Source organism: Candidatus Eisenbacteria bacterium, assembly GCA_030017955.1.
Lineage (GTDB): Bacteria > Eisenbacteria > RBG-16-71-46 > JASEGR01 > JASEGR01 > JASEGR01.
This window is the reverse complement of record JASEGR010000002.1, coordinates 52,393-75,297: the sequence shown is the minus strand read 5'-3', so window position 1 is coordinate 75,297 and position 22,905 is coordinate 52,393. Positions and strand designations below refer to the sequence as shown.

Annotated in this window: 26 protein-coding genes and 1 pseudogene; all 27 read right to left on the bottom strand. The window is 51.1% G+C overall.

What is annotated here, in order from left to right; all coding sequences use genetic code 11:
- Positions 1–258: IS21 family transposase (locus QME66_00685; protein ID MDI6807485.1), on the bottom strand; the 258-nt coding region annotated here is incomplete at its 3' end.
- Positions 259–348: 90 nt separating this feature from the next.
- The gene (locus QME66_00680; protein ID MDI6807484.1) at positions 349–891 is read right to left on the bottom strand and encodes a hypothetical protein; all 543 of its coding nucleotides are present in this window, start codon (positions 889–891) and stop codon (positions 349–351) included.
- Between the two features lie 90 nt (positions 892–981).
- Positions 982–1,236, bottom strand: coding sequence for a gas vesicle protein (locus QME66_00675; protein MDI6807483.1), 255 nt, complete (start codon positions 1,234–1,236; stop codon positions 982–984).
- Between the two features lie 21 nt (positions 1,237–1,257).
- Positions 1,258–2,031, bottom strand: a complete 774-nt coding sequence (locus QME66_00670) for a GvpL/GvpF family gas vesicle protein (protein MDI6807482.1) — start codon at positions 2,029–2,031, stop codon at positions 1,258–1,260.
- 14 nt (positions 2,032–2,045) lie between these two features.
- Positions 2,046–2,369, bottom strand: coding sequence for a gas vesicle protein K (locus tag QME66_00665; GenBank protein MDI6807481.1), 324 nt, complete (start codon positions 2,367–2,369; stop codon positions 2,046–2,048).
- Between the two features lie 51 nt (positions 2,370–2,420).
- A complete protein-coding gene (locus QME66_00660) occupies positions 2,421–2,600 on the bottom strand; it encodes a hypothetical protein (protein MDI6807480.1) in 180 nt (59 codons plus the stop codon).
- An 89-nt stretch (positions 2,601–2,689) separates the two neighbouring features.
- Positions 2,690–2,878: pseudogene (locus QME66_00655) on the bottom strand (gas vesicle protein).
- The gene (locus tag QME66_00650) at positions 2,879–3,136 is read right to left on the bottom strand and encodes a hypothetical protein (protein MDI6807479.1); all 258 of its coding nucleotides are present in this window, start codon (positions 3,134–3,136) and stop codon (positions 2,879–2,881) included.
- Between the two features lie 54 nt (positions 3,137–3,190).
- A complete protein-coding gene (locus QME66_00645; GenBank protein MDI6807478.1) occupies positions 3,191–3,418 on the bottom strand; it encodes a gas vesicle protein GvpG in 228 nt (75 codons plus the stop codon).
- Between the two features lie 2 nt (positions 3,419–3,420).
- Positions 3,421–4,206, bottom strand: coding sequence for a GvpL/GvpF family gas vesicle protein (locus QME66_00640; protein MDI6807477.1), 786 nt, complete (start codon positions 4,204–4,206; stop codon positions 3,421–3,423).
- Between the two features lie 30 nt (positions 4,207–4,236).
- Positions 4,237–4,983, bottom strand: a complete 747-nt coding sequence (locus tag QME66_00635) for a GvpL/GvpF family gas vesicle protein (protein MDI6807476.1) — start codon at positions 4,981–4,983, stop codon at positions 4,237–4,239.
- Positions 4,980–6,044, bottom strand: a complete 1,065-nt coding sequence (locus QME66_00630) for a GvpL/GvpF family gas vesicle protein (GenBank protein ID MDI6807475.1) — start codon at positions 6,042–6,044, stop codon at positions 4,980–4,982. Before QME66_00630 ends, QME66_00635 begins: the two co-directional genes overlap by 4 nt.
- On the bottom strand, positions 6,041–8,224 hold the full coding sequence (locus tag QME66_00625) for a CDC48 family AAA ATPase (GenBank protein ID MDI6807474.1): 2,184 nt from the start codon (positions 8,222–8,224) through the stop codon (positions 6,041–6,043). Before QME66_00625 ends, QME66_00630 begins: the two co-directional genes overlap by 4 nt.
- Positions 8,225–8,289: 65 nt before the next feature.
- Positions 8,290–8,823, bottom strand: coding sequence for a gas vesicle protein GvpH (gene gvpH / locus QME66_00620; protein MDI6807473.1), 534 nt, complete (start codon positions 8,821–8,823; stop codon positions 8,290–8,292).
- A gap of 57 nt (positions 8,824–8,880) precedes the next feature.
- Positions 8,881–9,156, bottom strand: a complete 276-nt coding sequence (locus tag QME66_00615; protein ID MDI6807472.1) for a hypothetical protein — start codon at positions 9,154–9,156, stop codon at positions 8,881–8,883.
- 82 nt (positions 9,157–9,238) lie between these two features.
- Positions 9,239–10,177 carry a gas vesicle protein GvpN gene (gvpN, locus tag QME66_00610; protein ID MDI6807471.1) on the bottom strand — a complete coding sequence of 313 codons (939 nt, stop codon included), beginning with the start codon at positions 10,175–10,177 and terminating at the stop codon, positions 9,239–9,241.
- 450 nt (positions 10,178–10,627) lie between these two features.
- Positions 10,628–10,966, bottom strand: coding sequence for a hypothetical protein (locus QME66_00605; protein MDI6807470.1), 339 nt, complete (start codon positions 10,964–10,966; stop codon positions 10,628–10,630).
- Between the two features lie 16 nt (positions 10,967–10,982).
- A complete protein-coding gene (locus tag QME66_00600; GenBank protein MDI6807469.1) occupies positions 10,983–11,552 on the bottom strand; it encodes a hypothetical protein in 570 nt (189 codons plus the stop codon).
- A gap of 115 nt (positions 11,553–11,667) precedes the next feature.
- Entirely contained in the window at positions 11,668–11,883 is a 216-nt protein-coding gene (gene gvpA, locus QME66_00595; protein ID MDI6807468.1) for a gas vesicle structural protein GvpA, read from the bottom strand.
- 296 nt (positions 11,884–12,179) lie between these two features.
- On the bottom strand, positions 12,180–13,607 hold the full coding sequence (locus tag QME66_00590; GenBank protein ID MDI6807467.1) for a sigma-54 dependent transcriptional regulator: 1,428 nt from the start codon (positions 13,605–13,607) through the stop codon (positions 12,180–12,182).
- Between the two features lie 39 nt (positions 13,608–13,646).
- Positions 13,647–14,744 (bottom strand): histidine kinase dimerization/phospho-acceptor domain-containing protein, encoded by a 1,098-nt coding sequence (locus QME66_00585; GenBank protein MDI6807466.1) that lies wholly within the window; start codon positions 14,742–14,744, stop codon positions 13,647–13,649.
- Positions 14,745–14,772: 28 nt separating this feature from the next.
- On the bottom strand, positions 14,773–15,354 hold the full coding sequence (locus tag QME66_00580; protein ID MDI6807465.1) for a hypothetical protein: 582 nt from the start codon (positions 15,352–15,354) through the stop codon (positions 14,773–14,775).
- 100 nt (positions 15,355–15,454) lie between these two features.
- Positions 15,455–15,838 (bottom strand): response regulator, encoded by a 384-nt coding sequence (locus QME66_00575; protein ID MDI6807464.1) that lies wholly within the window; start codon positions 15,836–15,838, stop codon positions 15,455–15,457.
- A gap of 269 nt (positions 15,839–16,107) precedes the next feature.
- Positions 16,108–16,518: a hypothetical protein gene (locus QME66_00570; GenBank protein ID MDI6807463.1), complete on the bottom strand. Its 411-nt coding sequence runs from the start codon at positions 16,516–16,518 to the stop codon at positions 16,108–16,110.
- A gap of 10 nt (positions 16,519–16,528) precedes the next feature.
- Entirely contained in the window at positions 16,529–17,068 is a 540-nt protein-coding gene (locus tag QME66_00565) for a sigma 54-interacting transcriptional regulator (GenBank protein MDI6807462.1), read from the bottom strand.
- Between the two features lie 177 nt (positions 17,069–17,245).
- A complete protein-coding gene (locus QME66_00560) occupies positions 17,246–17,440 on the bottom strand; it encodes a hypothetical protein (protein ID MDI6807461.1) in 195 nt (64 codons plus the stop codon).
- 303 nt (positions 17,441–17,743) lie between these two features.
- Positions 17,744–22,894, bottom strand: coding sequence for a sigma 54-interacting transcriptional regulator (locus QME66_00555; protein ID MDI6807460.1), 5,151 nt, complete (start codon positions 22,892–22,894; stop codon positions 17,744–17,746).
- Between the last annotated feature and the right edge of the window lie 11 nt (positions 22,895–22,905).

Sequence of the window (22,905 nt, the reverse complement as noted above, 5' to 3'; positions counted from 1 at the left end):
CTCACCGAACCGTCCCGGATAACGCCTCACCAGATCATCGAACAACGTCTTGGCCTCCAACCCAGGACAGACCTCTAACTTCTCCCGAACCTCATCCCAAATCCCACCAAACGGATCTTCCCGCGTCCGGTACGTCCGCAACCTCTCCTGCTCACTCGGCAATCGACCAAGCTTCCGATACTTCCTCGCCGTCTTCTCGTCCATCCCAGCACCCAACGCCGCCACCGAAAACCTCCTGCCTCGCCGTACCAACGCCATTAACCTCCCAACCTGCCGGTCCGTAACCATCCAAGCCTCCTTAGAATCAACGACTTGGACAGTCTACCAACACCCAATCAAACGGGAATTCTAATTGTCGTTACCGGGAATTCTAATTGTCGCTGAACAAAGTATCCTCATTCTTAATTGATTAACTCCCCACTCCCTACACTGGTCCTCACTCCACGGCACAAAAACATCAATATCTCTCCCTACCCACTTATCAGGCATTCGGTCTTCGATTGTGAAGACACCCGCCAGACCATGTCCTTCGAGCCACACCTTGTCCCCCATCTCTAAATCAGAAACGATTGGCGAATTGAACCTAATAGCGATCATTCCCGCTCTTGGGGTCTTGCCGGAATAGGTTTTGTTGCCGGTATGGGTGTAGCAGGAGGCGACGACTAATCGTTCTCGTTTCTCAGGCGTTGCCAGTGATTCAAAAGAGACCTGTTTTGATGAGTCTTCCTGTTTCATGTAATCTGGCTGATTTGGGCAGTCAACAAGGCTTAGACTGCAAATTCTGAGGTCTAGAGCTTCCTTTCGCCAAAGGCTCAGAGAGAGCGCGTGGAGTGTAAAGATCGAAACTGAGATGAGGGCAATGATGCTCAGAACCTTCTTAAGGGTTTTCATGGAATCGTCTTTTCTCTAGTTAGCTTGTCTTTGTTCTTGATAACTGAGTGGTTTCTTGGACTTCATTCCGCCTCTCTTCACCGGCAGCGTCTACCCTAGTTCAACTTGTTCTGGCACGGGGTCCGCAAATCTCTTTTCTTGAAGAGTCTGGGATAGAATAGAATCTTTCATGAGACCATACTCAAGCATGGTCTCCACACCGGCGATTGCTGCAGAGAGGCTCACGGCAATTAGAGGAACACCAGCTAGCGTAATAATTACGTCTGCGTTGAGAACCAGACCTTTATCTAGAACCCGATCCAATAGGTCCGCGAGAGTTGCTCTGCCCTGTCGAGTTGGTTCCATAAGAGTGGTAACTATTAACAGTCAAACACTGACGAAGGAGTACGGCGGCCAGGGACCGGTGAATTGGACATCGAAACCAGGAATCTGGCCGATTCTTTCCAACACTGCCCCCAGGGTTGCCGTTTCATCCCTGTTTTGCAGGCAAGAGACGTTCAGGATCATTTGTCTTGGGAGCTCTTCTTTCCTTATCCTTTCCACGCGGATGTCCTCAACAGATTCACGGATTTGTTGATAGAAGGCCTTGAAATGCGTATTGGCAGCCGTCTCCAAACGCTGTCGGATCAGTTCCTCCAGTTTTTGTTGCAGCAGATAAGCGACCCCTGTCGGTTTGGAGCAGATCTCCTTCTCCAGATTCAGGATCTCGTTATCTTGTTCCCTAATACGCGAAACAATCGTGGCTAGATCCCACAAAACCTGGACGCCATATTCCGCCTTGTTTTTGAGATTTTCCAATTTGCGGTTGAGTTCCGCCGATTGCTTTTCCAGCCACTCATCGAGGTTTTGCCGGGCGGGTTTCCCGTTCGTGGGCACAACGATCATGCCAAACGCAAACGGAACGATAGTTTCGTATCGCTCCCATGAAAGATCCACGATACTTTGATGGATCAGGAGCCAATCCGTCAAAACACTCTGGCCTTGAGAGGCAAACAGCTTGGGCTCACAGTCTTGCCCGATCGCTGCCAATCCCTGGTGAGTCATGACCCGCACTCGTGCTCCTTCGATACCCCGCACATCCAATGATTCTTCCCGATCTCCCTTCGTAACGCAGTAGACATAAATCCCGTCGGCAGTCATAGACCAAACTCCTTCTAACCCACCAGCGTCACTTCCTTGTCAGTAACTGGGCTGGGATCAGCCAATTTCTGGACCATCCCATCCACCAAATCGTCAAGCCCATCGCGCACAGACCGCACCGCTTCCGAAATTCCCTGTTCCTCTTTGATTTTCTCTATCGCCTTGTCCAACTCCAGCAGGGCGACCCCCAACCGGTCAATTTGTTCCTCGGTCAGATGGCCGCCTTCCATTCTCTTGAGGGATTGAATCCTCAAGGTATCTCGGATTACCTCAATGATGGCCAAAACCAATCCCAACAGGCCATGTTTTAGATCCTTATCATCGACTTCGATCTTCATGGTTAGGAACCGCTTGACTCCTTGAGGCCCACCACTCAGGCATCCTTACAATTATCTCATCCCCCCAAAACGCTTGTTGATCTCCTCACGGATTTTTCTCATGCGGTCACCGAACTTCTCGCTTTTCTCTCCCTTCTTGAAGAAGGAGCCGAAGCCGGGAATGATTTTATCCACGGTCTCAAAAATATCATCTGCGATTTCCTCTTTCTTTTCTTTCTCGTTGCTGGCCATATTATCTCCTTTCATAAGTGTCTAAGCCTTGGCAGAGACATCATCATGTATTCCTACGCTTTCGGAACTGGCTGAGCGATTCTCACTTCCGAAGGAAATGCCAACCCCCATTTTGCCGCCGTCTCGAAGGACGCCAACGCGGCGCGGATCTTGATGCTCAGGAGCTCGGTACCGGCCAGAGAGATCGCGATATCGGCATTGATCACCAACCCCTTGTCAAGAATCCGCTCCACCACATCGGCCAAAGTATCTCCCCTTGTAGAATGGATGAGCGGCACTTATTCCTCCTCCTCTTCGCGTCCGTACCGGATGACATTCAGATTTTCATCCAACGCAACCGCATAGCGGTTCTTGTCGAAAATAGGAGGGTAACCGAGCTTCTTCAAATACTCATTTAGCTCGGTCACCTCCACTGTTCCTTCCCAACCACCATCCGACTTGGCCAGTTTGAGAAATCTAAAAGCCTCGGGCTCTTGCCCTAACTCATTTTGAAGAAACTCTGCAACCCTGACCTTTACTTCGTGAATGCCCAACACAAACACCTCCTTTCCAAAGTGTTCAACTCCTTCTTGATTTGCTCTTCGACATTCCTATGTCTCGTTTTGTTCTTCATGCTCTTGGGCCTCCTGCAATCGATCCAAGATCTCCATCTCTCTGACCTTATACTCTTCCTCTTGGATCTCTCCCATATCCAGTCTGGTCTGAAGGGAAAGCAGTTGCTCGTGAATCTTCTTCGAATCCCCATACAACTCCTCATCAGCTATTTCTTTGACTCTTTTGCCAATCCAGAAAACTAAATCATCGAATAAGAATGCCATGGTTAACCTGTCGTGTTACCGGTCCCATCCCAGTGAATGACAATCTCAACAAAATTAAAGGGCGGCGCGGGCCCTACATACTTGAACTGCATCAGGGACTCATACCTCTCCACCAAGGTATTCACGGCCAGATCAAACCGGACTTGCCTCTCCGCATCAACCAGGAAAGCGGTATTGAGAATGTTCATGTCTCCAAGGACATTTTGCCTTTTGTACTGGACAGCGTGAGGGGCGAGTTCACGGATCAACAACTCGGCTGTCCTGGCATTTTTCTCCTCAAGGGCCTCCTTCACGACATGGCCAATATCAATCAGAGCAACATGGCGTTCGGAGTTCGACAGTCTCAGGGCCCTCTCTTTTGCCGTTTTGACTTTTTCATTTTCTTGGGTCAAGTCTGCAAAAACCTGGTCCATGTTTTTCCATCGGGCTCGCAAACCGTACTCATTCTTCCCGTCAATTTCGGCAAATGTCTTGCGGAATTCCTCCGTCTTCTCTTTCTGCTTTAGGACCTGTTCGACGATTTGCTCCGCATTTTTGGCCATCGTGCAAAACTTGACCGGCAGCACTGGTTGGGTCTGCATGACCTTCTCATTGACCAGTTGATGCGCGATGAGAAAATCACGGGCCAAGCGATATTTTTTCATCGGTTCCGCGGAAACAACCATTGCAAAATCCCCATGGGCCACCGTATGAACGGGGCTGGTCCCATGAATACCCTGAGTCTCCAGGTTTAGAATCCCCCTATTGTGGATCACACAGTAGACCCACAGTCCGGTTGGTTCGATCACAGCAACGTTCTCCTCTTTCAATTCCTGCATTTACTCTACCCAGTGCAGCTGCAAGTTCACAAAACTAAAGGGCGCCAGGGGGCCCACACAGTGAATCTGAATTCTTTCCTTGAACTCCTCCCCCACCCCTTCAACCGTGTTGTTAAATTCCTTCAGCCAACCCTTGTCGATCAAGAATGCAGCGTGGGCTACCATTTCGTCTGCGCCTGGCTCATCTTCTTTGCAGTCGGCCGCGGCCTTCTTGAAAAGCCTTAGATATCTATCTCCTTCAACTGCCTTCTTTTCTTCCAAAGCTGTGGCAACGAGTTCGCCGGCGCGGATCAGGTCTTGCCGGGTTCCCGTTGTCTCCTTTGTCTTCAGTGCCCGAATTCTTCTATTTTCTTTGACAATCTCCTCGTAGACCTTTTTCATGTCCGTCCAGACTATTTTTATGTCAATCTCTACTTTACCATCGAGATCTTTTAACTTGCCTTTCAACTCTCTAGAGTTTTTTTCCAAAAACGCAATAATCTCGTCCGCCGTCTCAGCCACCGTACAAAAGCGCATAGGAAGCACCGTGTAAGATTCCATGATTCTCTCAACCACCTTGATGTGGGCGGTCAGATTTTCCATGGAAACAACAAAGTGATCCGTTGAAGCCCTACTGACCACCGCGGCAATCCCTCTGGTCCCGATGGTCGTCACCTCATCATCATGGCCGCCAATCCCAATAGGACCAAAATTGGGAGCATCTTCAGCAGCGATAATTCCGTAAACGTATTTTCCCTCGTGCTTCATACCAAGACCGGTTGACTCGACGTGTGTTCTTCCACATTTCCTTCTTCCACTCTAGACAAGGCCACCTTCGTCGGCTTGCAGCCTCCTTCATAATATTCAACCAGGAGTTCATACGCCTGATGGACGCCCAGAAATTCTCCCTTGTCCAATCCACGATGGGTGTCGGGATGACATTGACGTGCCATGTTTCTGTAGGCGCGCTTCACCTGATCCACATCCGCATGACGCTTTAGTCCCAACGTGTCATAGGCCCGATGGATCCTTTCCAGATCAAACCGTTTGATGGTAACTGTGGCAAAACTGTAAGGAGGCAGGGGACCGATACACTTAAGATTCAATTTTCCGGCCCACCGATTGTCCAAACCCTCCAGGGCCCTGAAAAAGGCGTCATCGCCAGCGCGAGAAAGTAAGAAAGAGGCGTTGAGAACCATCTCGTCATTTATCAAGTCATGGGTGGCGTGGGACTCACTTACTTCCTCTAATCCTGCAACGATATCTTCGGCATAACGCTGAGCTCGTTCCTTCAATTTTGCCGATAGGAGCATCCCCAAAGGCAGTTTCCCCCTTTCCTGTTCCTCCAAAGACAACAATTCTAAACGCGCCTTCAGTTCCATGACCTCAGAATCGCTAGCCGCAATTTCTTTCAAAATCGGATGGATATCCCAGCTTGCAACGACACCCATCTCGTAGCTGTCTTGCATTCTGTCAAGCCATTCAGCCAAGAGTGTTCCGTTCTGGGAAAGGAGCTCCCTGGCCTCTTGCTGGTCCCTTAATACCGTGCCGAATTTACAGGGAAGGATGAACTGGTCTCTCATGATTGTCTCCATGGTTTCCTGATGGGCTAACAAAGTCCTGACCAATCGTTCCTTGTTGAGACAATCGAAATTCACTTGCCGCACCGGACCAATGACTGCTGCAAGAGTCTGAGCTGTGGGAAGCTTGGCCGAAGGGTCTGGCATTGCTACAACCAACCCTCTCCTCCTGTCTCCTATTTCGAAACCAATAGGGCCGAAACTTATCGCCCGTTCTGATTCAATGACACCATAGAGATAGCAACTCATTTCCCGGGGCCCTCCTTTGAAGCTGCCACTGCGTTTTGGAAATCCTTCATACTAATCTTGAATCCTGCCACCTTCCCCATCCCTTCTTTCTCATCACCCACGATGAAACTTCTCAGAGCGTTCACGGCAGCCTGGCGGCAAATCCCTTCGATTTCGGATCCATTCCAGCCCTGTGTGACTTGAGCTAAGGCCTCTAAGTCCACACCCTTGTCCAGCGGTTTTCCCTTCGTATGAATCTCGAAGATAGCCTGCCGGGCTTTGAGATCCGGCAGAGGAAGTTCAATCAGAAGGTCGAATCTCCCTGGGCGAAGTAAGGCAGGATCGATCAGATCCTTCCGATTCGTGGCAGCCAGAACAAGAACCCCCTTGAGCTCCTCGATTCCGTCGAACTCTGCTAGGAATTGGCTCATCAATCGTTCCATCACTCCAGAGTCGCTCCCTCCGCCATGACGATGCGGGGCCAAGCTGTCGATCTCATCAAAAAACAAGATACAAGGAGCGGCCGCTTTGGCCTTCTTGAAGATTTCCCTCAATGCCTTCTCAGACTCGCCCACCCATTTTGACAGCAAGGCGGGTCCTTTAACCGAAACAAAATTGACGCCACTTTCCGTGGCCAGGGCTCTGGCGAGCAGGGTCTTACCGGTCCCAGGCGGGCCATGAAGCAAGATCCCCTTGATGGGTCGCAACCTAGCAATTTCAAATAACCTATCATACTTGAGAGGCCACTCTATCGTTTCTCTTAATGTCTCCTTCACCGCATCGAGTCCTCCAACATCTTCCCATCGAACATCGGGAATCTCAATGCTCACCTCCCGGATGGCTGAAGGCTCTACTTCGCGTAAGGCCTCCAAGAAGTGATCCATGCGGACTTCGAGGCTCTGAATCACCTCGTCAGGAATTTCTTCCAGGGAGATGTCCTTTTCTTGAAACAGTGAACGGAGGCAACTCATGGCAGCTTCTCTGGCCAGTGCTTCGAGATCCGCCCCTACATAGCCATGCGTGATCTCAGCCAATTTAGCGATACTCACATCCTTGGCGAGCGGCATGCCGCGTGTATGAATCTCCAGGATGTTCAGGCGTCCATTCCGGTCCGGGATCCCGATCTGGATCTCGCGGTCGAACCGACCCGGGCGTCTCAAGGCGGGATCCAGAAGATCGGGCATGTTGGTTGCCCCGATCACGATGAGCTGCCCCCGCGATTTGAGACCGTCCATGAGCGAAAGCAGTGTGGCAACGATCCGCTTTTCCACCTCCCCCTGAACGTTTGCCCGTTTTGGCGCAATGGCATCAATTTCATCGATAAACAGAATCGAGGCCGGAGACTGGCTCGCCCGTTCAAAAATACTGCGGAGATGAGCTTCACTCTCACCATAAAACTTATGCACAATTTCCGGACCATTCACGGAGAAGAAATTGGCTTCCGATTCGTGAGCAACCGCACGTGCAATCAAGGTCTTGCCGGTCCCTGGTGGCCCGTAGAGCAGGACTCCCTTGGGAGGATCGATTCCTAAGCGGTCAAACACTTCAGGGTATTTGAGGGGAAGCTCCACCATCTCCCGGATACGCTGAATCTCTTTGCCAAGGCCTCCAACATCCTCGTATGAAACGGCAGTAGGCTGTTTTTCTCCCCCCTTGTGCTCTTCTCCCTCAATGTTGATTTGGGTAGTCGATGCAATGAGCACGGCCCCTTCGGGCAGAGTATCGACCACCTCAAAATCACGGGTGCGGGAACCAAACAAGAGAGCCCGGATTTTGTCTCCCTTGATTACCGGCAAACCCTCCAGCAGACGCCCCATGTAACGGTCTGCGCTCGGAAGGGAACTCTGTCTGAGAGCCCCCAGCGTTGTCTTCAGGCGCAAGGACCTGGCTGGTACAACTGTGGTCGTGCGAATGTGAACCTTTTCATCCAGCCCGACTTTGGCATTTTCGCGCAAGATTCCATCCATTTGGATGCACTTTTCCCCACGATTTTCTTGATAGGTTGGCGCGACTTTGGCAATTGTGGTCCGTTTTCCTTCAATGTAGATTGTATCGCCAACCTGACATGCCAGTTTTTCCATATCCGCTGGATCGAGACGGGCAATGCCGTGGCCGACATCTTTGGTTAATGCTTCACTAACTCGGAGGGTTAGCGTATCTAGTTTGGGATGAGGAGATAATTGTTTTGGCGGGCTACTCATAGAGTCTCACGTTTCTAAAACCCGGGTCACTGGAACCCGTGGCAAAGGTTTGGAAAAGTTCACTTTCAGTTTTGCCTCTTTTTCAGCTTCAGCTCAAACATGCCGTTTCTGTAGCTAACCTTGGTAGGTTTTTCTTCCACAGGGTCTTTCAGTAGAATCTCCTTGTTGTATTTCCGCTTTCCGCTGGTAGACAGAGCGACCACATCTCCGTGAACCTCGCAGTGGATTTCTTGTTCGGTCACACCGGGGAGCTCTGCAACGATCTGGACAGCATCTTTCTCTTCGAAAACATCAACAATGGGCTCCCTGGTCTCCTCAACCACAGGCCCTTCTTGGGTCCTCTTGATATTCCCGAAAGGCTCGACGATGGGGCGCCTTTCGCCACCGGGCCCCGCCATGCTTCGGACGGTAAATCCAAAAACTCCTTTCGCATCCTTTTGTCCGGGGATGCGAAATTCACCTTGCTTCTGGATGGTTCCTCCTTCTTGACTAACTTTGTCCGCAAGGTCGATAAGATCTCCCAATCCTTTAAAAAGACCCCCGAGAAATCCTCCGGCTTCCGCTACGGATGCAGCTTTCTTCTTTTTCTCTTCTTTCATAATATTCTCCTCCTCTGCTGGCAGGTTGGAGCAAGCTCAAGTATTTGCGCATTTTTGTCAGAATTTGAAGGGAACTGCCCTTACGGAGCGGCCATTGTTTCTTCCGCTCATTTGCGCACGTTTGCTGTTCCTTTTGTGCGAGCTGTTCCCTTGCAACTTCCTGTACTGTTTGTCAGTTGCACCAATGTCCGTCTCTATCCCCTTGAGTTGCTCATTGATCTCCTTGAGTCTGAGCGCCATGGCAGACCTCTTGTTCATCAGGCTTTCGTGCCTGACACTAAGCATATAGAGCCGATTGGTCTCTTGGACCAAACTGGCTCTTCTCGAACTCATGTGGCGGATGTCCGAGGCCCCGCGACTTGAAGAGCAACCTTTGGGTAAATTTACCGGGATTGGCATATCGTTCCTCCTTGATTCATCGGTTTCCGTTACCGCAGTATTCTTCGATCGCTTTTCTTACTACCTCCCTCACCTTGGCAGAGGTCGTCTTGCTCCCGATCCGAGAAGTCTCGGACGTGAGGATATCCAGACAGATGGAAGAGAAAAGGGAATCGGAGGCACAAACTTGAACTTCCTTTCCATACTCCCTGACGGTCCTTGCGATCATGATGCAGCCCCGGATCGTGGGGGAGAACTCATATTGCCCGTGTTCTCTCAGGTAGCGCACGATCTTCACTATCTTTTTCACCCCTTCCAGGGAGAGTCCCGACTTGGCCTTGGTGATGGCGCACTCTGTGATCTCATCGAATGACTCCAAATCAAGGGTGACCATGCGGTCTCGCAAAGCGTCCTGGGAGCGGTGGACCCCAGCGTACTCTTCCGGATTCGAGGTGAAGACTGCACGGAACTCTGGATGGACTTTGAGATGGCTGGCCTGTCCTCCATCCCGGCTCAGAGGGAGATCCAGTATTCCTTCCTGGAGGACGGAGAGGAGGATATTGTTTGCCTCCGGCCGCGAACGGGTGAATTCATCATAAATCAGGGTGTAGCCGTTCTCGACCGCCACGGTCAGTCGGCTGTCGACCCACCGCTTGGACATCTCCTCTTCGATCTTCAGAACGGAAGAAATAAAGTTGTCCCGGAGTTTCCTCACATGATAGCCGGTCTCCGCGCCGACCAAGTCGGCTGTGTTGAGATCCTCATCCCCGTGGATCATCACGACTGGTCTTTCGAGCAGTTCTGCAATCCTGAGGGCGAGTGTCGTCTTTCCTGTGCCCGAGATTCCCCGAAAATGAACTGGAAAGCCGGCCCTAAGATAATGCATAGCCCGCGCCACGGTCGTTCTGACAAATGGAGTCTCTACAAACTCTTTACCTGCTTGCGGTTGTAAGAGAGTCATTTCCTGCGTTTCCATCTTTGCATCTCCTTCCTAAATGGAGCCAAGCCCATTGCAGGTGGCACAGGGAAGGTTCATCTCAGCATTCATTCCTGTCCCGCCACAGGCACTACAAATTATTCCTTTTAAGCCTTGATTCCCCAGGCTGATGACACCCCGCCCCTTGCAGGAAGTGCAGGTATTTTGCGTGCTGAAGGCGACTCCGGTTCCATGACAATAGGCACAGGCTTTATAAGGGGTAAGGAGATAGACCTCTCTCCTTCCATGGCAGACCTGGCAGGTCGATCCCGGATAGAGTTGTCCGAATGGATCTTTTCCTGTCCCTCTGCAAAAGGCACATGGTATCTTCTTGGTGTGGGATAGGTGGGTCGTTTTCTGAACTAGGTTGGACATCTTTTCCTCCAGGGAGGATCAGGTCCGCTCCGCCCTGAGGCGGAGGGACGTGATCTTCCGTGAAAAAGCCGTGTTTCAGCGCGTCCGGGCAGCGCTTTGCTTGGCCTTCGTCAGCGCTGCATTGAAGTTATGGCGCTTGCTTGCCATCGTCCTGGCCACTTGTTGCCACGCGCGATGGGCCTCCCGGTGTTCCTTTCGGAACTTGGACAGCATCTGATCAACCGTCTCCGTCAGGGCAATCGGAAAGACGGCCAGATCGCTCCTGAGCTTTCTGCCCATTGCTTTGTGGTCTTTTCTGAAGCCGCCAAGGAGCCTGTGGGTATCCACGATATTCTTCCCGAGGAAATTCACCCTCTCATTGTAGGAGGCGATCATATCTTCCCCGAGGTTTGTAAACTGCTGTGCCAATCCCATGGTAGTCACCTCCTTTTTAGCAATGCGACAATACTGCTGCCGGCATTGCGAGTTTTTCTTCCTTCTCCAAGCCCAGTTCTCCACAGAGAATGTCCACGGTCTTTCTAAATTCCTTCAAAGTGAGATCTTCCTGTTTGAGAAACAGGTGCCGCATTCTCCGCCCGATTACTGCCTGTTCTTTCTGGAAACCGATTACGTGTTCTCTCGCCGCCTCGATGTTTGTCTGGATGATTTTCTCCAGGTCAGGGACTCTTGAGAAAATCTCCGCTTCAATCATCCTTTTCAGCTGGCTTGCCAGTTCCCTTTGTGTTTTCAGAAAAAAGTTCATGAACTGCCTAATCTCTTGTTCCCTTGTACTTTGGTAGATCAAAATGGGGGCCATGAGTTGATCAAAATCTTTCTTGCGCAGAGACTCTACCCTCGCTAGTCTTTCTCTTAGCTCGTATTGCACAGCCTGCTCCACAAGACGACACTGATCAAGCATTGCGAGGCCCTTTTCGACGATCTCTCCCACGGCGCAGATCCGCTCGTCATAACTCGACACTACCGCCGCTGTCATGTCTTTGACCTGTTCGAATCCCCCCATGATGCCTGATCCCTCCTTGCAAATAGGAAACTCATAACACCCCGAAAGGGGCGGCTTGATTTGGCGACATAAACTCAAGGAATGAGGTTATCCCGACAAATCTGCCCGTTCTCATTTAAGCTGGACTGGCCGCTGACTGCGTAAGCCCGATGGCTTCCGCATACTTCAGGTACGTCTCGACACCCGCGACAACTACCCGGGCTTCCAGACTTAAGAACTCGATTCCCACCAGGGAAAGGCGGGCCCATGCATCGATCACGATTCCCTTATCGAGAATGCGATCGATAACCTCTGCGAGTGAAGAACTCGCCATTGCTTTTTGGACTGGCATCTAACTCACCTCCCTTCTTACAATTTGTCAGAAGCAAAACTCATGCCATCTCACGAACCACGCACAGCCACACATCCGCATGGTTAGAATTGGGAGGTTATGAAGGTTATTCGCCGAATGCAGGAGTGATAGTTTTGGTGGAAGATGGGAGGAATCGGGACTAGATTCCCGAATACGGGAGGCGATTCCTGATAAAGCATGACACCAGCACCAATGTCACAAAATCAGGCGAAGATCTAGTGAAACTCCCCTCGCCTCTTGAGTCCTTCAACTCGATGCTGGTCATAAGTGCTGCCTTATCCTGTCAACTGCCACAAATAGATCTTGTATTCCTTGAGTTTGTTATACAATGTTTTTTCATCAATGCCCAACAAGTCAGCCGCTTTGCCTCTGCGGCCTTCGGCCCGCTGTAGAGCGCCCCGGATCAATTCTTTTTCAACCATGCTCACAGCTTCCCTGGTGGCCTGGAAAAGCGGAAGACCCGGTTTGATCGAAACGATCACTCCTTGGTGGGTCCCTGAGGCCGAAGGATTCCGAATCTCGTCAGGCAAATCGGCCTTCTCGATCGTGCCACTACCCACAACCATTGCCCGCTTGACCACGTTTCGCAGTTCTCGCACATTGCCAGGCCAGGGATACGATTGGAGCGCCTCCAAAGCCTGCCTACTGAAACCAGAAAACGTTTTGCCAACCTGTTCCTGAAAGTCATTCAAGAATTTCAGGCTTAGATAAGGGATGTCTTCTACGCGTTCCCTCAGAGGCGGCAGTCGTAATGGAAACTCGTTGAACCGATGAAAGAGATCTTGCCTGAACCTTTCCTCCTTGATGAGCTGAGGAAGTTCACGGTTGGTAGCCGCGACAACTCGCATAGAAATCGCAACAGTCTGTCTTCCGCCCAACCGTTCAAAGGTATGCGTTTCCAGGAAGCGCAACAGCTTCGCTTGAACGTTGAAAGGAATGTTGGAAACTTCGTCCAAAAAAAGAGTCCCGCCATCCGCCTTCTCTAGTTTTCCCTTCTGCGCAGCATGGGCCCCGGTAAAAGCTCCCTTCTCATGGCCAAAGAGTTCGCTCTCAATAAGAGATTCCGGGATAGAAGCACAATCTACTGGTACCCAAGGCCCATCCTTCCTTGCGCTCAGTTGATGGATGCTGTTGGCGATCAACTCCTTGCCCGTCCCGCTCTCGCCCGTGAGCAGCACATTGACATCGGTTCGTGCCACGGCAGCACATTGCCTGATCAACCCCTGAACAGCATTAGAATGTCCCATCGTAAATTCCAGGTCCGACGCATTGGCTGCCCTGTTTCTGAAGTCCTCGAGTTCCCAGCAGAGGTGGCGGAGTTCAACCGCCTTGCCTACTAGCGTTTTGAGTTCTTCATTGTCAAAGGGTTTTGACAAATAGTGAAACGCCCCGGCTTTCATCGCTTCGACGGCCGTCTTCACCGTTTCGTAGGCGGTGATCATGACAACCGGAAGATGCGGATCGGTTTCATGAATCTTTCGCAAACAAACGAGGCCGTCCTTGCCCCCCAATTTTAGATCGAGCAGGATGCAACTGAGCCGGCTATCATGCAGCCTAGGAAGGAATTCCTCTGGGTCGGTCGTCCAATGAACTTGATATCCTTCGGCTTCCAACACCTTCTTGAGGGTCAGGCAGAGCTCTTTTTCATCATCGATGACGTAAATCGTATCGCCCATCAGAGCGTCTGGGTACCTAATTCCCATACCACAACACTCCGAATCACACGACCACGGGCAGCTCAATCACAGTTGTCGTTCCACCAGTTTCCCGACTTTCAAAGTGCAGTCGGCCGCTGTGCGACCTAATGATTCCTTCAGCAACAGGCAGGCCCAAGCCGACCCCCCCTCTTTCGTGGTAAAGAAAGGCTGACACAATTTCGAGATGAGTTCCTTGGGGATCCCCACGCCGGTGTCTTCGATGGCGATGCAGACTTTGGGAGGTGTCGTATTCTCTTGACAAAACGCCTTGACGGTCAACTGTCCTCCCTTCGTCATAGACTCTATCGAGTTCATCAATAAATTCAGACATGCCTGGAGCAGGAGTCTTTCGTCGATCAGGATTTCCGGCAGGTCTTGGGACCAATCTGTAGCCACCGAAATCTGCTGTTCTTTAGTCAGCTGCCGGACGAGCCGAAGCCCCTGTTGTAACAACTTAACAACAGACCCCTTCTTCATCTTGTACTGGGTAGGTTTTGAAAATAGCAACAAATCATTGAGGACATCGTTCACCGTGTCCACATTCTGAACGATACTCTCCATGGTTTCCCGAAGATCCTTTTTCGCGGAGTTGTCTTTAGCTGTAAATGTGTCGAGCCCGTACTGGGCGGCGGAGCGTATGATAGTCAGCGGCTGCCGGATTTGGTGAGCCAGTCCCACTGCCAGTGATTCCATGATCCGTGCCCGCTCGGATTCATACAGTTCCCGGCTCAGATTCACGATATCGGAGCTGTCCCGATAATATTCCGCAATCGAGGTTATCTCTCCTTCATCATTGATGAGCGGATAGCACGTGATATTATAGGTTGTTTTCAACGGGTTCTCTTTGGCTTCCATGAAGCCGGTGCGTACGGTCTTCTGTCCAGGAGAGTCCGAAGAAAAGGTTAAGGGTGCAGTACACTGAGGACAGCGCTGTCTCAAACCGTGCAGCATTTCGTAGCAGGGCTTCTCAATGAATTCATCGAATGATTTCTTGCCCAAGGCCAAGAGAGTTGCCGAATTCACACGTTGAATGACAAACTGTCTGTCAATCATGATGATAGGGTCACTGAGACCGTCGAACAGTTGTAACAATTCATGGCGGCTTTGAATGATATCTTGAACGTTAAGCAATTCGTTCAACATGTTTCACTCGGCCCCACAACCGTACGTACTATTTCAGCAACTCCATTTCAAAGCTACGTTGAAAGGGAAGACGATATATGAGGTAACTGACTCGAATGTCTGCCGGCAGGAGTTCATCCACCCGATGCAGCAGCCCCACGAAAAGCAGACCTATCCCTCCCTGCGGCAGGGTCCTATCGATCCGGTTCTGAATAAAGTGGTCTCGCTTCTTTAGCAACTCCGGGGCTACCTTCTCATATTCCCTCACCGCATTTTCTCTTTGGGGACCGCTCGGGGTTGCAATAATTCGCTTCACGTAGTCGTACTCCTGAATCAACAGCTCTGGGTCTTCAGTTCCAACGAGCGTGGCACCTCGCTTCACCAACCATTCCACGATCAAGTGGTTCGGACTGCCTTGGCCTGCCAAGGCATCGATGATGCACTCCTCCCTCCCACACACCGGTAACCCATCTTGATAGATACGGACTCTGTTGAAGGGCAGCCTCAGCCGTGAAATGCGCTGCTTGATGCCATACCACATTTCGTCGATCGCCTCTACATGGTTTTGCCAAAACCTCTTGCCCAGTTTTTCAATGTAGGCCGTCTTGGCCGCAGCAGCCAAGCTTCCCATGTCATGTTGAGTGTGAATAATTGGAATATAAATTACTCGCCTCCCCTGTGCATGGCCGACGCTTCTGTCTCGACTGGGCCCGGGAGACGAGCCGAGCAGTTTATCGGTCGGCACCCAGGACCTCCTTTACGACCTTCTTGAGAAGTCGGTTATCGAATGGTTTCGCCACAAAATCGCAAACGCCAAGAGCCATGGCATTTCGGGCCGAGGAGGCCGTTCCATAGGCGGTCATGAGGACCGCTCGCAGACTCCCCTGAATGTCGCGCGCCTGTCTTAACATCTCCAATCCATCCATGCCGGGCATTTTCAAATCCACCAGGATTAAGTCGACTGCTGTTTTTTCCAACTGCTTCAAGGCCTCATCACCACTAAGTGCAGTAACGATGTGGTAGCCTTCTCGCGACAACACCTTTTGAACGATGTTGCATATCTGCACTTCGTCATCGACAACCAAAACACGCTTCTTCTTTTGACTGCTTTTCATAGGCTTTGATTGTGCCCGAGTTTTCTTAAGTAGCCTATCCGCGGCTACATCTTTTTTCTTTCGCATCCTCTGTGTATTTCCAAGCATGAGCATTGACCTCGCTCGGCCCGACTCAGAAAGGCCTCACCTTATCTCATCATTACCGAGAGCAACTACCATGCCAACAGAAGAGACTTTCCTGTCAAAAAGGAGACGACGACCCGATCCATCCATTCAGCAACGGTGCAGGTTCCCAGCGCGAAAGTAGCCCGAAGGCTCCTTTAGAGCTCTTACTCTGCCTGTGAGGTCTGACCTTCTTCGTCGATTATGGGGGTGAGCAGTGGGCTTTTGAGAAGGTCCTCAGGTCCTAGAAAAACTTCCTCTATGCCCAAGGATTGAAGTTTCTCGATGTTAAGAGTCGAACCGGGAGAAATCAGTCCAAGAATTACGGTCCCGGGGCTTTTCTTCTTGATGGTTCTGGGTAATGAGAGGCCGAGTTCATCCCTGACATCAATCTCTGTCACAATCAGATCGTATTTGATGTAGGACGTCATGAGGAGAACGTCCTCTGCAGAGAATGCAGATGTGACTCTGTGACCCCTCGTCGTAAGTTCCTCTTCAAGTGGCCAGCGTTCCGTTCCTCCGGGGAGGAAAAGGAGCACGGTCTTTTTCCTCGAAGCAACAGGATCCTGAATGGTCATTTTCCTCTGTTTATTCCACGAGTCTCAGCGTGGGAGTGCTTGCGAGGTTCACCTTGACTTTGTTCAGGCAGTCATATAGCTCGGGAAGAAATTTCCCCCACCTGCATAAATCCTCGAGGTTCTTCCCCGATCCAATCACGAGTCTTCCGATCGGCGAATGCACCGACAGAAATTTCTGTCTCTCCCTTTCTTTCACAAACTCGAGGAAGAGCTTCTGCTCGCTCACGCTGATTTCATCGGCCTCATCAAGAAACGTCGTCCCGGACACTCCCCATGTGACCGGCGATACATGTCCTGCATTGCGGTCTTTTCCGTCCAGCCCATCTATCAGTTTTTCCTTTAGCTCGCCAAGAAAATTCTTACAGTCTGTAGCAAGGAATGGGAGACGGGATGTCCTTCCCCGGCTGTGAAATGAAAAGGCGATAACAAGCCGTACAGCTTTGTTCTCGCCCATGATGAGAACATTGGAAAGTGACTTGCTTGATCTCTGCAACAAGAACTCAACTTCATCCAGCCGTGCGCCGAGTGCCGGCTCTATTTGTGTTCTCATATCATCCATCCCTCTGTGCCGATATTATCCGTGCTTCCTACCGGAATGTACTTAGCCATCAGTGTTCTTATCAAGTTCTCGCGCAGTGGACCCTTCTTCAAAACGATGGATCAAACACTGCGGGGCACGGGCGGCCAAGGCTGTCTCAAGACCGCCCGATGAGTGAGACTGCAGCCCCTAATCAACGACCATAGCCACCAGGAACCACAGCAGGATCTCTCCAAACGATCCGGTCGAAGTACCACCTCCATCTGGAGGCGGCGGATCACTGGGGTACGGTTCACTCCCACCGTCTGCTTCCGCCATAACTGCAAGTGAAGGCAGCACCAGAAGAAGAGCAAATAGCAGCAACACAATCCACGTTGAACTCAATCAGTCCACCTCCCTTCGAGGTCAAGAAGTCCCGAGCATGTTGTTTACTGCCCGAAGAAGGTGGCGCCACCTCAACATTCAAACCGCTCGCAACTAGCATGCCCGACAACAGAACCGAAGGAGACTTTCTGTTATCGTCTTGGAAATTCGTGAGTTAGGGTACCTAGCGAGCCATGGAAAATTATTGCGTATGAGCCCCACAACGACGGTCCAATCGCAATAATTTGCGAGATGGACGCATATATACTCCTAACTCATTGGCAATTAAGCGGATTCTTATTGGGAAAAATCTACGAGCGGGCGCTAATTTTTGCGAGGAGGCGTGAGACCGTACTTCTTCATTTTGTATCGTATTGTCGGTTCAGGAATTCCGAGGATTTTGGCGGCTTTGGTTCTGTTCCAGGATGATTCTTCAAGGGCTCTCTTCAGCATTTCAAGCTCGACTTTTGAGATTACCTCCATGAGGGTCTCCTCGCCTGGAGCGAAGGCCGCCAGAGCCGGGCCAGATCCCTCCCGGACTTCGTCAGGCAAGTAGTCAAAAGAGATCTCCGAGCCCTCTGACATGACAAGAGTCCTTTCAAGGCAGTTGAAGAGCTGCCGGACATTCCCGGACCACCTTCCTTTCACCAGAGCCTGAATGAATTCCTGAGGAAGCGGTTTTGGTCTCATTCCGAGACTCTTATAGTAGTTCTTTACGAAGAAATCAGCGAGCAGCGGGATATCCTCCGTTCTCTCTCTCAGGGGCGGCACTTCGATGGGAAGTGTCGAAATTCTGAAATATAGATCTTCCCTGAATCTTCCCTCCTTGATTTCATTCCTGAGGTCCTTATTTGTGGCCACGATTGTCCTGACATCGACCTTTATGTCTTTCCTTCCGCCGACCCTTCTAACTTCTCCATCCTGGAGAACGCGAAGGACTTTTGCCTGGACTGAAGGGTCCATATCTCCTATCTCGTCCAGAAGCACCGTTCCGCCCTCGGTTTCTTCAAAAAGTCCTTTTCTCATGCTCACGCCGGTCGCAACCTTCTCTTCGATTCCAAGGAGCTCGCTCTCGATCAGTTCTCTAGGGATGGCTGCGCAGTTTACGCCCCTGAACGGTTTGCCTGCTCTCGGGCCGGTGAAATGAATTGTTTTTGCAATAAGCTCCTTACCAGTCCCACTCTCTCCCGTGATCAGGACCGGAGCCGTCGAACCGGCGACTTTCTCAATGAAAGAAAACACCTTTCTTATTGCCTCACTCTGGCCGACGAGGTTCTCGTACCGGTACCGCGAGACAACTTCTATTCTCAACGACTCGTTTTCCCTGGAAAGAGAATCTCTCGCCTCTTCGAGGTCAGATCTCAGCCTTGAGGTCTCAATAATTACTCCGGCCAGGTGGCCGAACGCCTGCAGGAAAGAGAGATCGTCCTCCGCAAAGGGACTCAGGTCCTCTCTCTTGTCAATATATATTGCTCCAACCTTCTCACTCTTTATGACAAGGGGAATGCACATGAGCGAATGAATCTGGTAATCGACAACGCTCTTTCTTTCTCTGAGTCTCTCGTCCTCTGCTGCGTTTCTTGATATCAGGGGTATTCCTTTCTCGGCGACATCTTCAAGCACTGACCTGGAGATCCTGAGCGCGTCCCTGACGAGTCCCATCTCGACACCCGAGTTCACAACCACTTCCAATCTCCCGGTCCTCTTTGAGAAGAGTGCGATCAATCCCCTCTCGCCACCCGTCTTCCTCAATGCGAGCTCCATGACCTTGCCCAGAAGTTTCTCTGTCTTCTCAATTGAGTTGGCAAGCTCCAGCATTTCGCGCAGAGCCAGGGTGTCGGCTTCCCTTCTCGCTTCTTTCCCGGTTCTGCTGAGAGCAGATTCCAGAACTGCCGCATAAAGGCCGAGCGTTTCTTCAAGCTTCCTCTTTGCCCCCAATCTTCTGAAGATCTTGATCGCACCCTTTAACGATTTGAGCGGCTCCGCCCGCTCACCTTGTTTCCCTGCATCATCCGCGAGGATTCCCCCCTTCGCAAGCAGAGACTCCGCCTCTTCATAGGGGGCTCCCATCTCCCGGAATTCAGCAATTGCCTGCTCAATAAGTGAAAGTCCCTTCTCCCCATCCCCCAAGATGCATAGGCTCTGACCCAGAATCCTCTTTGAGCTTGAAACATCGACTTTGTTCTCATACCGTGGAAGCAAATCAAGACTCTTGCTCACGTAACCCGCCGCATCTTTGGACTCATTCCTGAGACATAAGGTGTACGCCAAGCAGGAAAGCAATCTTACCCGAAACGACGGTTCAACGAATTCCTTCTTTTCATCAAGAACAGACCTCAGAAGAGCTTCTGCCTTTGCAGCTTCCTCTTTCTCGATGGCAAGAAAGGCCAGATTCGCGCTGGTAACAAGAGACCTGGCTTTCAGTCCCAACGCGTCTTTGAGTTCCCTGCTTTCAAGAAGTAGCTTCTCGGCCTGACCGATGTCGCCTTTCCTAAGGGAAAGAAGAGCCAGATTCTCTTTGGCCGCGGAGAGAGTGGACCTGTCTCCCAACCGGCATGACATCTCAAGCCCCTGGGTGATATATTCCTCAGCCTTCAGCCACTCACCCCTGAGCATGAGGACCCAACTAAGCGAGACTCTGGACCACGCCTCGCCGCTCTTGTTGCCAATCCTGTTTCTCAAGTCGATTACCTGCAGATAACACTTCTCCGCTTCCTCGAATCTCCCGAGTTTCTCCTCGACAGAGGCGACATTGTTGAGTATGAGCGCCGCAGAAAAACTATCCTCTCGCCCCTCCGACAGCGAGAGCGCATCCTTGTAGGTTGCGAGGCCCTTTTCCAGCTCACCCTTATTGTCCAGGACGAAACCGATGTTCAAAAGACACTTCTGGATGGTCAGGATATCATCCTCTTTCCTGCCGATAGAGAGGGCCTCGGAGAATGAGGCCTCTGCCCCATCAAACATTCCGGAGTAGATTTCCACTATTCCTTTTCTCATAAGCGCGAGAGCGACATTCTTGGAATCCTGAAGACCGTCAAAGATTTCCCGGGCTGTCTCAAAGGTGCTGACTGCCTCACCGCCTCTTCCCTCGAGATGTTCGAGCCAGCCAAGCTCAAGCAGGATCTCCCCGCATACAGATTCCTGCCCCTGTTCGACAGCCCGGATATGACACGCATCGAGTTTTTCCCTCGCCTGCCTGAGCTCTCCCTTCTTTCTAAGAATGACACCCTCTCTGAAGATTGCTTTCAGCGCGAACGGAGAGGCATCGCCTTCTTTTGCTTCCAGAGATTTCAAAGCACCGAGTGCCTGGTCAAGCATCCCGGCTTCCTCGAGAAGATCTGCAAGCTGAATCATGAGTTCATTCTTCTCTTCTTCAGAGACTTCAGGATGCAGCTCAAGGAGGGTCTTCAGGAAATGAGCGCCTTTTCTCGGGCATCTTCTTCTCAGTGCAAGGCCGGCAGCTTTTCTTGCGTACTCCTTTGCCTTATCGAGGCGATTGCTTTTCAGGTAGTGATCGGCAATCTCCCAGACTGTCTCATCCGCGTCCGATTTCTCTTCAAGGATGCCGGCAAGATGCTCATGTAGCTCCTTCTTCCTCCCTGGCTCTAACCTCCTCTCCACGTATTGCTGCAAAGATGAGTTTGAAAAAAAGAAGAGGCCATCTCCCTGTTCTGAAAGAAGTCCCTTACCTAGAAGCTCACCCAAAGAGTCAAGAAAACCTTCCGGCTTGAGAGAGACAAGCTCTTCAAGGAAATCGCCCAGTATTGAGATCTCAAAAACGCTCGCAGCTTTGAGAACTGAAAGAGTCTCAGTGCCAAGGCCTGAAAGAATATTCTCAAACGCAGCCTCCAGAGACCCCGGTAGAGGCAGCTCTTTCCCCTCTTCATCATATTTCCAGGCTCCGCCCGCTCGTGAGAGAATTTTCCCCTCGACAGCCATCTTCACAAACTGGACGGCATAGAGAGGATTACCCTGAGATATTTCAAAGACCCTTTGAGCCAGGCCGGACGGAGGAGTAGCGGTCCCGAGCATCGATGCGACTACAAGCTCGATCTCGTCCCTGGAAAGAGGATCAAGTTCACGCCTCTGGAACCCGGAGGCTTTCGAAAGTTCATCCTCTTCGAGGAAGGAATGAACAGGAGGCGGATCAAGGCAGGTGAGGACAAAGAGGCCGCCAGCAAGCGATGAATTATTCGAGAACATGCTGATATATGCGAAACTCAACTCATCGATTAGATGAGCTGAGTCAACAAGAACAACAAGGTGGGGCTTCGTGCCGGGTTTCCGGAAAAGTATCTCTGCTGCTTTGCAGAGAAATTCGTCGACTTGAAGGAAGAATTCTCTTTCTGAGCTCCCGGCCCACGCTGAGAACCTTGAACGGGCTTCGAGGAAAAACTCATCGCCGGTCCTCTCAAACGACTTCTCGCAAAATTGGTGGAAGATCTCCAGTCCACGATTCTTTCCCGGATAGTCAATCATTATCGGGAAGAATCCCTTCATGGACGCAGTTGCAGCAAATTCTTCAAGGAGCCGCGTCTTGCCGGTCCCGGATTCTCCACGCACGAGGAGGACGGCCCTGTTGTTCTGAGTTTGATCCAGAAGGAGAGAGTCGAACTCCCGAATCAATTTCTGTCTTCCTGTGAAAGCCGGCAGGAATACTGTCCCCTTCCCGGTAGCAACATATGTTCTTCCCAGAAATTGGGAAAAGTCCCTCAGCACCTCATCGGCGAACTGGTACCTTTTTCGTGGGTCCCGCTCCAGCAATCTCGATATCACTTTCTCAAACCCTTGGGGCATTCTGGAAAAAAGGCCGGCGCGAAAGACGACTTCCCTGTTCTCATCGAACTCAATCTTGCCGCCGCTCGCTGCATGGCAAATCGTCACGCCGAAAGAATAGAGATCGCACCTTCCGTCAGCTCCCTTCCCTTCGAGCAGCTCAGGAGCAACGAATCCCGGTGTGCCGGAGACTTTGCCCGATCCCTTTTCACGAAACAACCTCGCGAGACCGAAGTCCGCGAGCTTCGCAGTGGGGCGGGGACCAGCATCTATTACAAAGATGTTTGATGGCTTCACGTCCAGGTGGACTATCCCTCTTGAATGGATGAACATGAGGCCCTGAAGAATATCCGCTACTACCGAGCAAGCTCGTTCTGATTCCATCAATGCCCATGCATCCAGAAGATTCTTCCCTTCGATGAATTCCATCGTGTAGAAGGGACTGACATCATCTGCCCAATCCTGTTCGTGAACACGAACGATGTTTGGATGCTCAAGTTTCGAGAGCCGCAGGAACTCCCTCACAAACCGCTCTCTATCTTTTCGAGTGTTCAGTTCTCTGGAGAGCAGCTTTAGAGCCTTGATACCGCCCTGTTTCAAATCCTCGATTTTGTAAACCGAGCCCATGCCCCCGGTGCCGAGACGAGCAAGGACCTTGTACCTTCCGGCTAGGATTTTTCCAATATCGATATCGGACATCGTCTGCGGTT

Bases quoted from the DNA above. Each gene is read 5' to 3' on its own strand.
- QME66_00680 (MDI6807484.1), bottom strand. From the start codon at position 891: ATGAAAACCCTTAAGAAGGTTCTGAGCATCATTGCCCTCATCTCAGTT.
- QME66_00675 (MDI6807483.1), bottom strand. From the start codon at position 1,236: ATGGAACCAACTCGACAGGGCAGAGCAACTCTCGCGGACCTATTGGAT.
- QME66_00670 (MDI6807482.1), bottom strand. From the start codon at position 2,031: ATGACTGCCGACGGGATTTATGTCTACTGCGTTACGAAGGGAGATCGG.
- QME66_00665 (MDI6807481.1), bottom strand. From the start codon at position 2,369: ATGAAGATCGAAGTCGATGATAAGGATCTAAAACATGGCCTGTTGGGA.
- QME66_00660 (MDI6807480.1), bottom strand. From the start codon at position 2,600: ATGGCCAGCAACGAGAAAGAAAAGAAAGAGGAAATCGCAGATGATATT.
- QME66_00645 (MDI6807478.1), bottom strand. From the start codon at position 3,418: ATGGCATTCTTATTCGATGATTTAGTTTTCTGGATTGGCAAAAGAGTC.
- QME66_00635 (MDI6807476.1), bottom strand. From the start codon at position 4,983: ATGAAGCACGAGGGAAAATACGTTTACGGAATTATCGCTGCTGAAGAT.
- QME66_00630 (MDI6807475.1), bottom strand. From the start codon at position 6,044: ATGAGTTGCTATCTCTATGGTGTCATTGAATCAGAACGGGCGATAAGT.
- QME66_00625 (MDI6807474.1), bottom strand. From the start codon at position 8,224: ATGAGTAGCCCGCCAAAACAATTATCTCCTCATCCCAAACTAGATACG.
- gvpH (MDI6807473.1), bottom strand. From the start codon at position 8,823: ATGAAAGAAGAGAAAAAGAAGAAAGCTGCATCCGTAGCGGAAGCCGGA.
- QME66_00615 (MDI6807472.1), bottom strand. From the start codon at position 9,156: ATGAGTTCGAGAAGAGCCAGTTTGGTCCAAGAGACCAATCGGCTCTAT.
- gvpN (MDI6807471.1), bottom strand. From the start codon at position 10,177: ATGGAAACGCAGGAAATGACTCTCTTACAACCGCAAGCAGGTAAAGAG.
- QME66_00605 (MDI6807470.1), bottom strand. From the start codon at position 10,966: ATGGGATTGGCACAGCAGTTTACAAACCTCGGGGAAGATATGATCGCC.
- QME66_00600 (MDI6807469.1), bottom strand. From the start codon at position 11,552: ATGGGGGGATTCGAACAGGTCAAAGACATGACAGCGGCGGTAGTGTCG.
- gvpA (MDI6807468.1), bottom strand. From the start codon at position 11,883: ATGCCAGTCCAAAAAGCAATGGCGAGTTCTTCACTCGCAGAGGTTATC.
- QME66_00590 (MDI6807467.1), bottom strand. From the start codon at position 13,607: ATGGGAATTAGGTACCCAGACGCTCTGATGGGCGATACGATTTACGTC.
- QME66_00585 (MDI6807466.1), bottom strand. From the start codon at position 14,744: ATGTTGAACGAATTGCTTAACGTTCAAGATATCATTCAAAGCCGCCAT.
- QME66_00580 (MDI6807465.1), bottom strand. From the start codon at position 15,354: ATGGGAAGCTTGGCTGCTGCGGCCAAGACGGCCTACATTGAAAAACTG.
- QME66_00575 (MDI6807464.1), bottom strand. From the start codon at position 15,838: ATGAAAAGCAGTCAAAAGAAGAAGCGTGTTTTGGTTGTCGATGACGAA.
- QME66_00570 (MDI6807463.1), bottom strand. From the start codon at position 16,518: ATGACCATTCAGGATCCTGTTGCTTCGAGGAAAAAGACCGTGCTCCTT.
- QME66_00565 (MDI6807462.1), bottom strand. From the start codon at position 17,068: ATGAGAACACAAATAGAGCCGGCACTCGGCGCACGGCTGGATGAAGTT.
- QME66_00555 (MDI6807460.1), bottom strand. From the start codon at position 22,894: ATGTCCGATATCGATATTGGAAAAATCCTAGCCGGAAGGTACAAGGTC.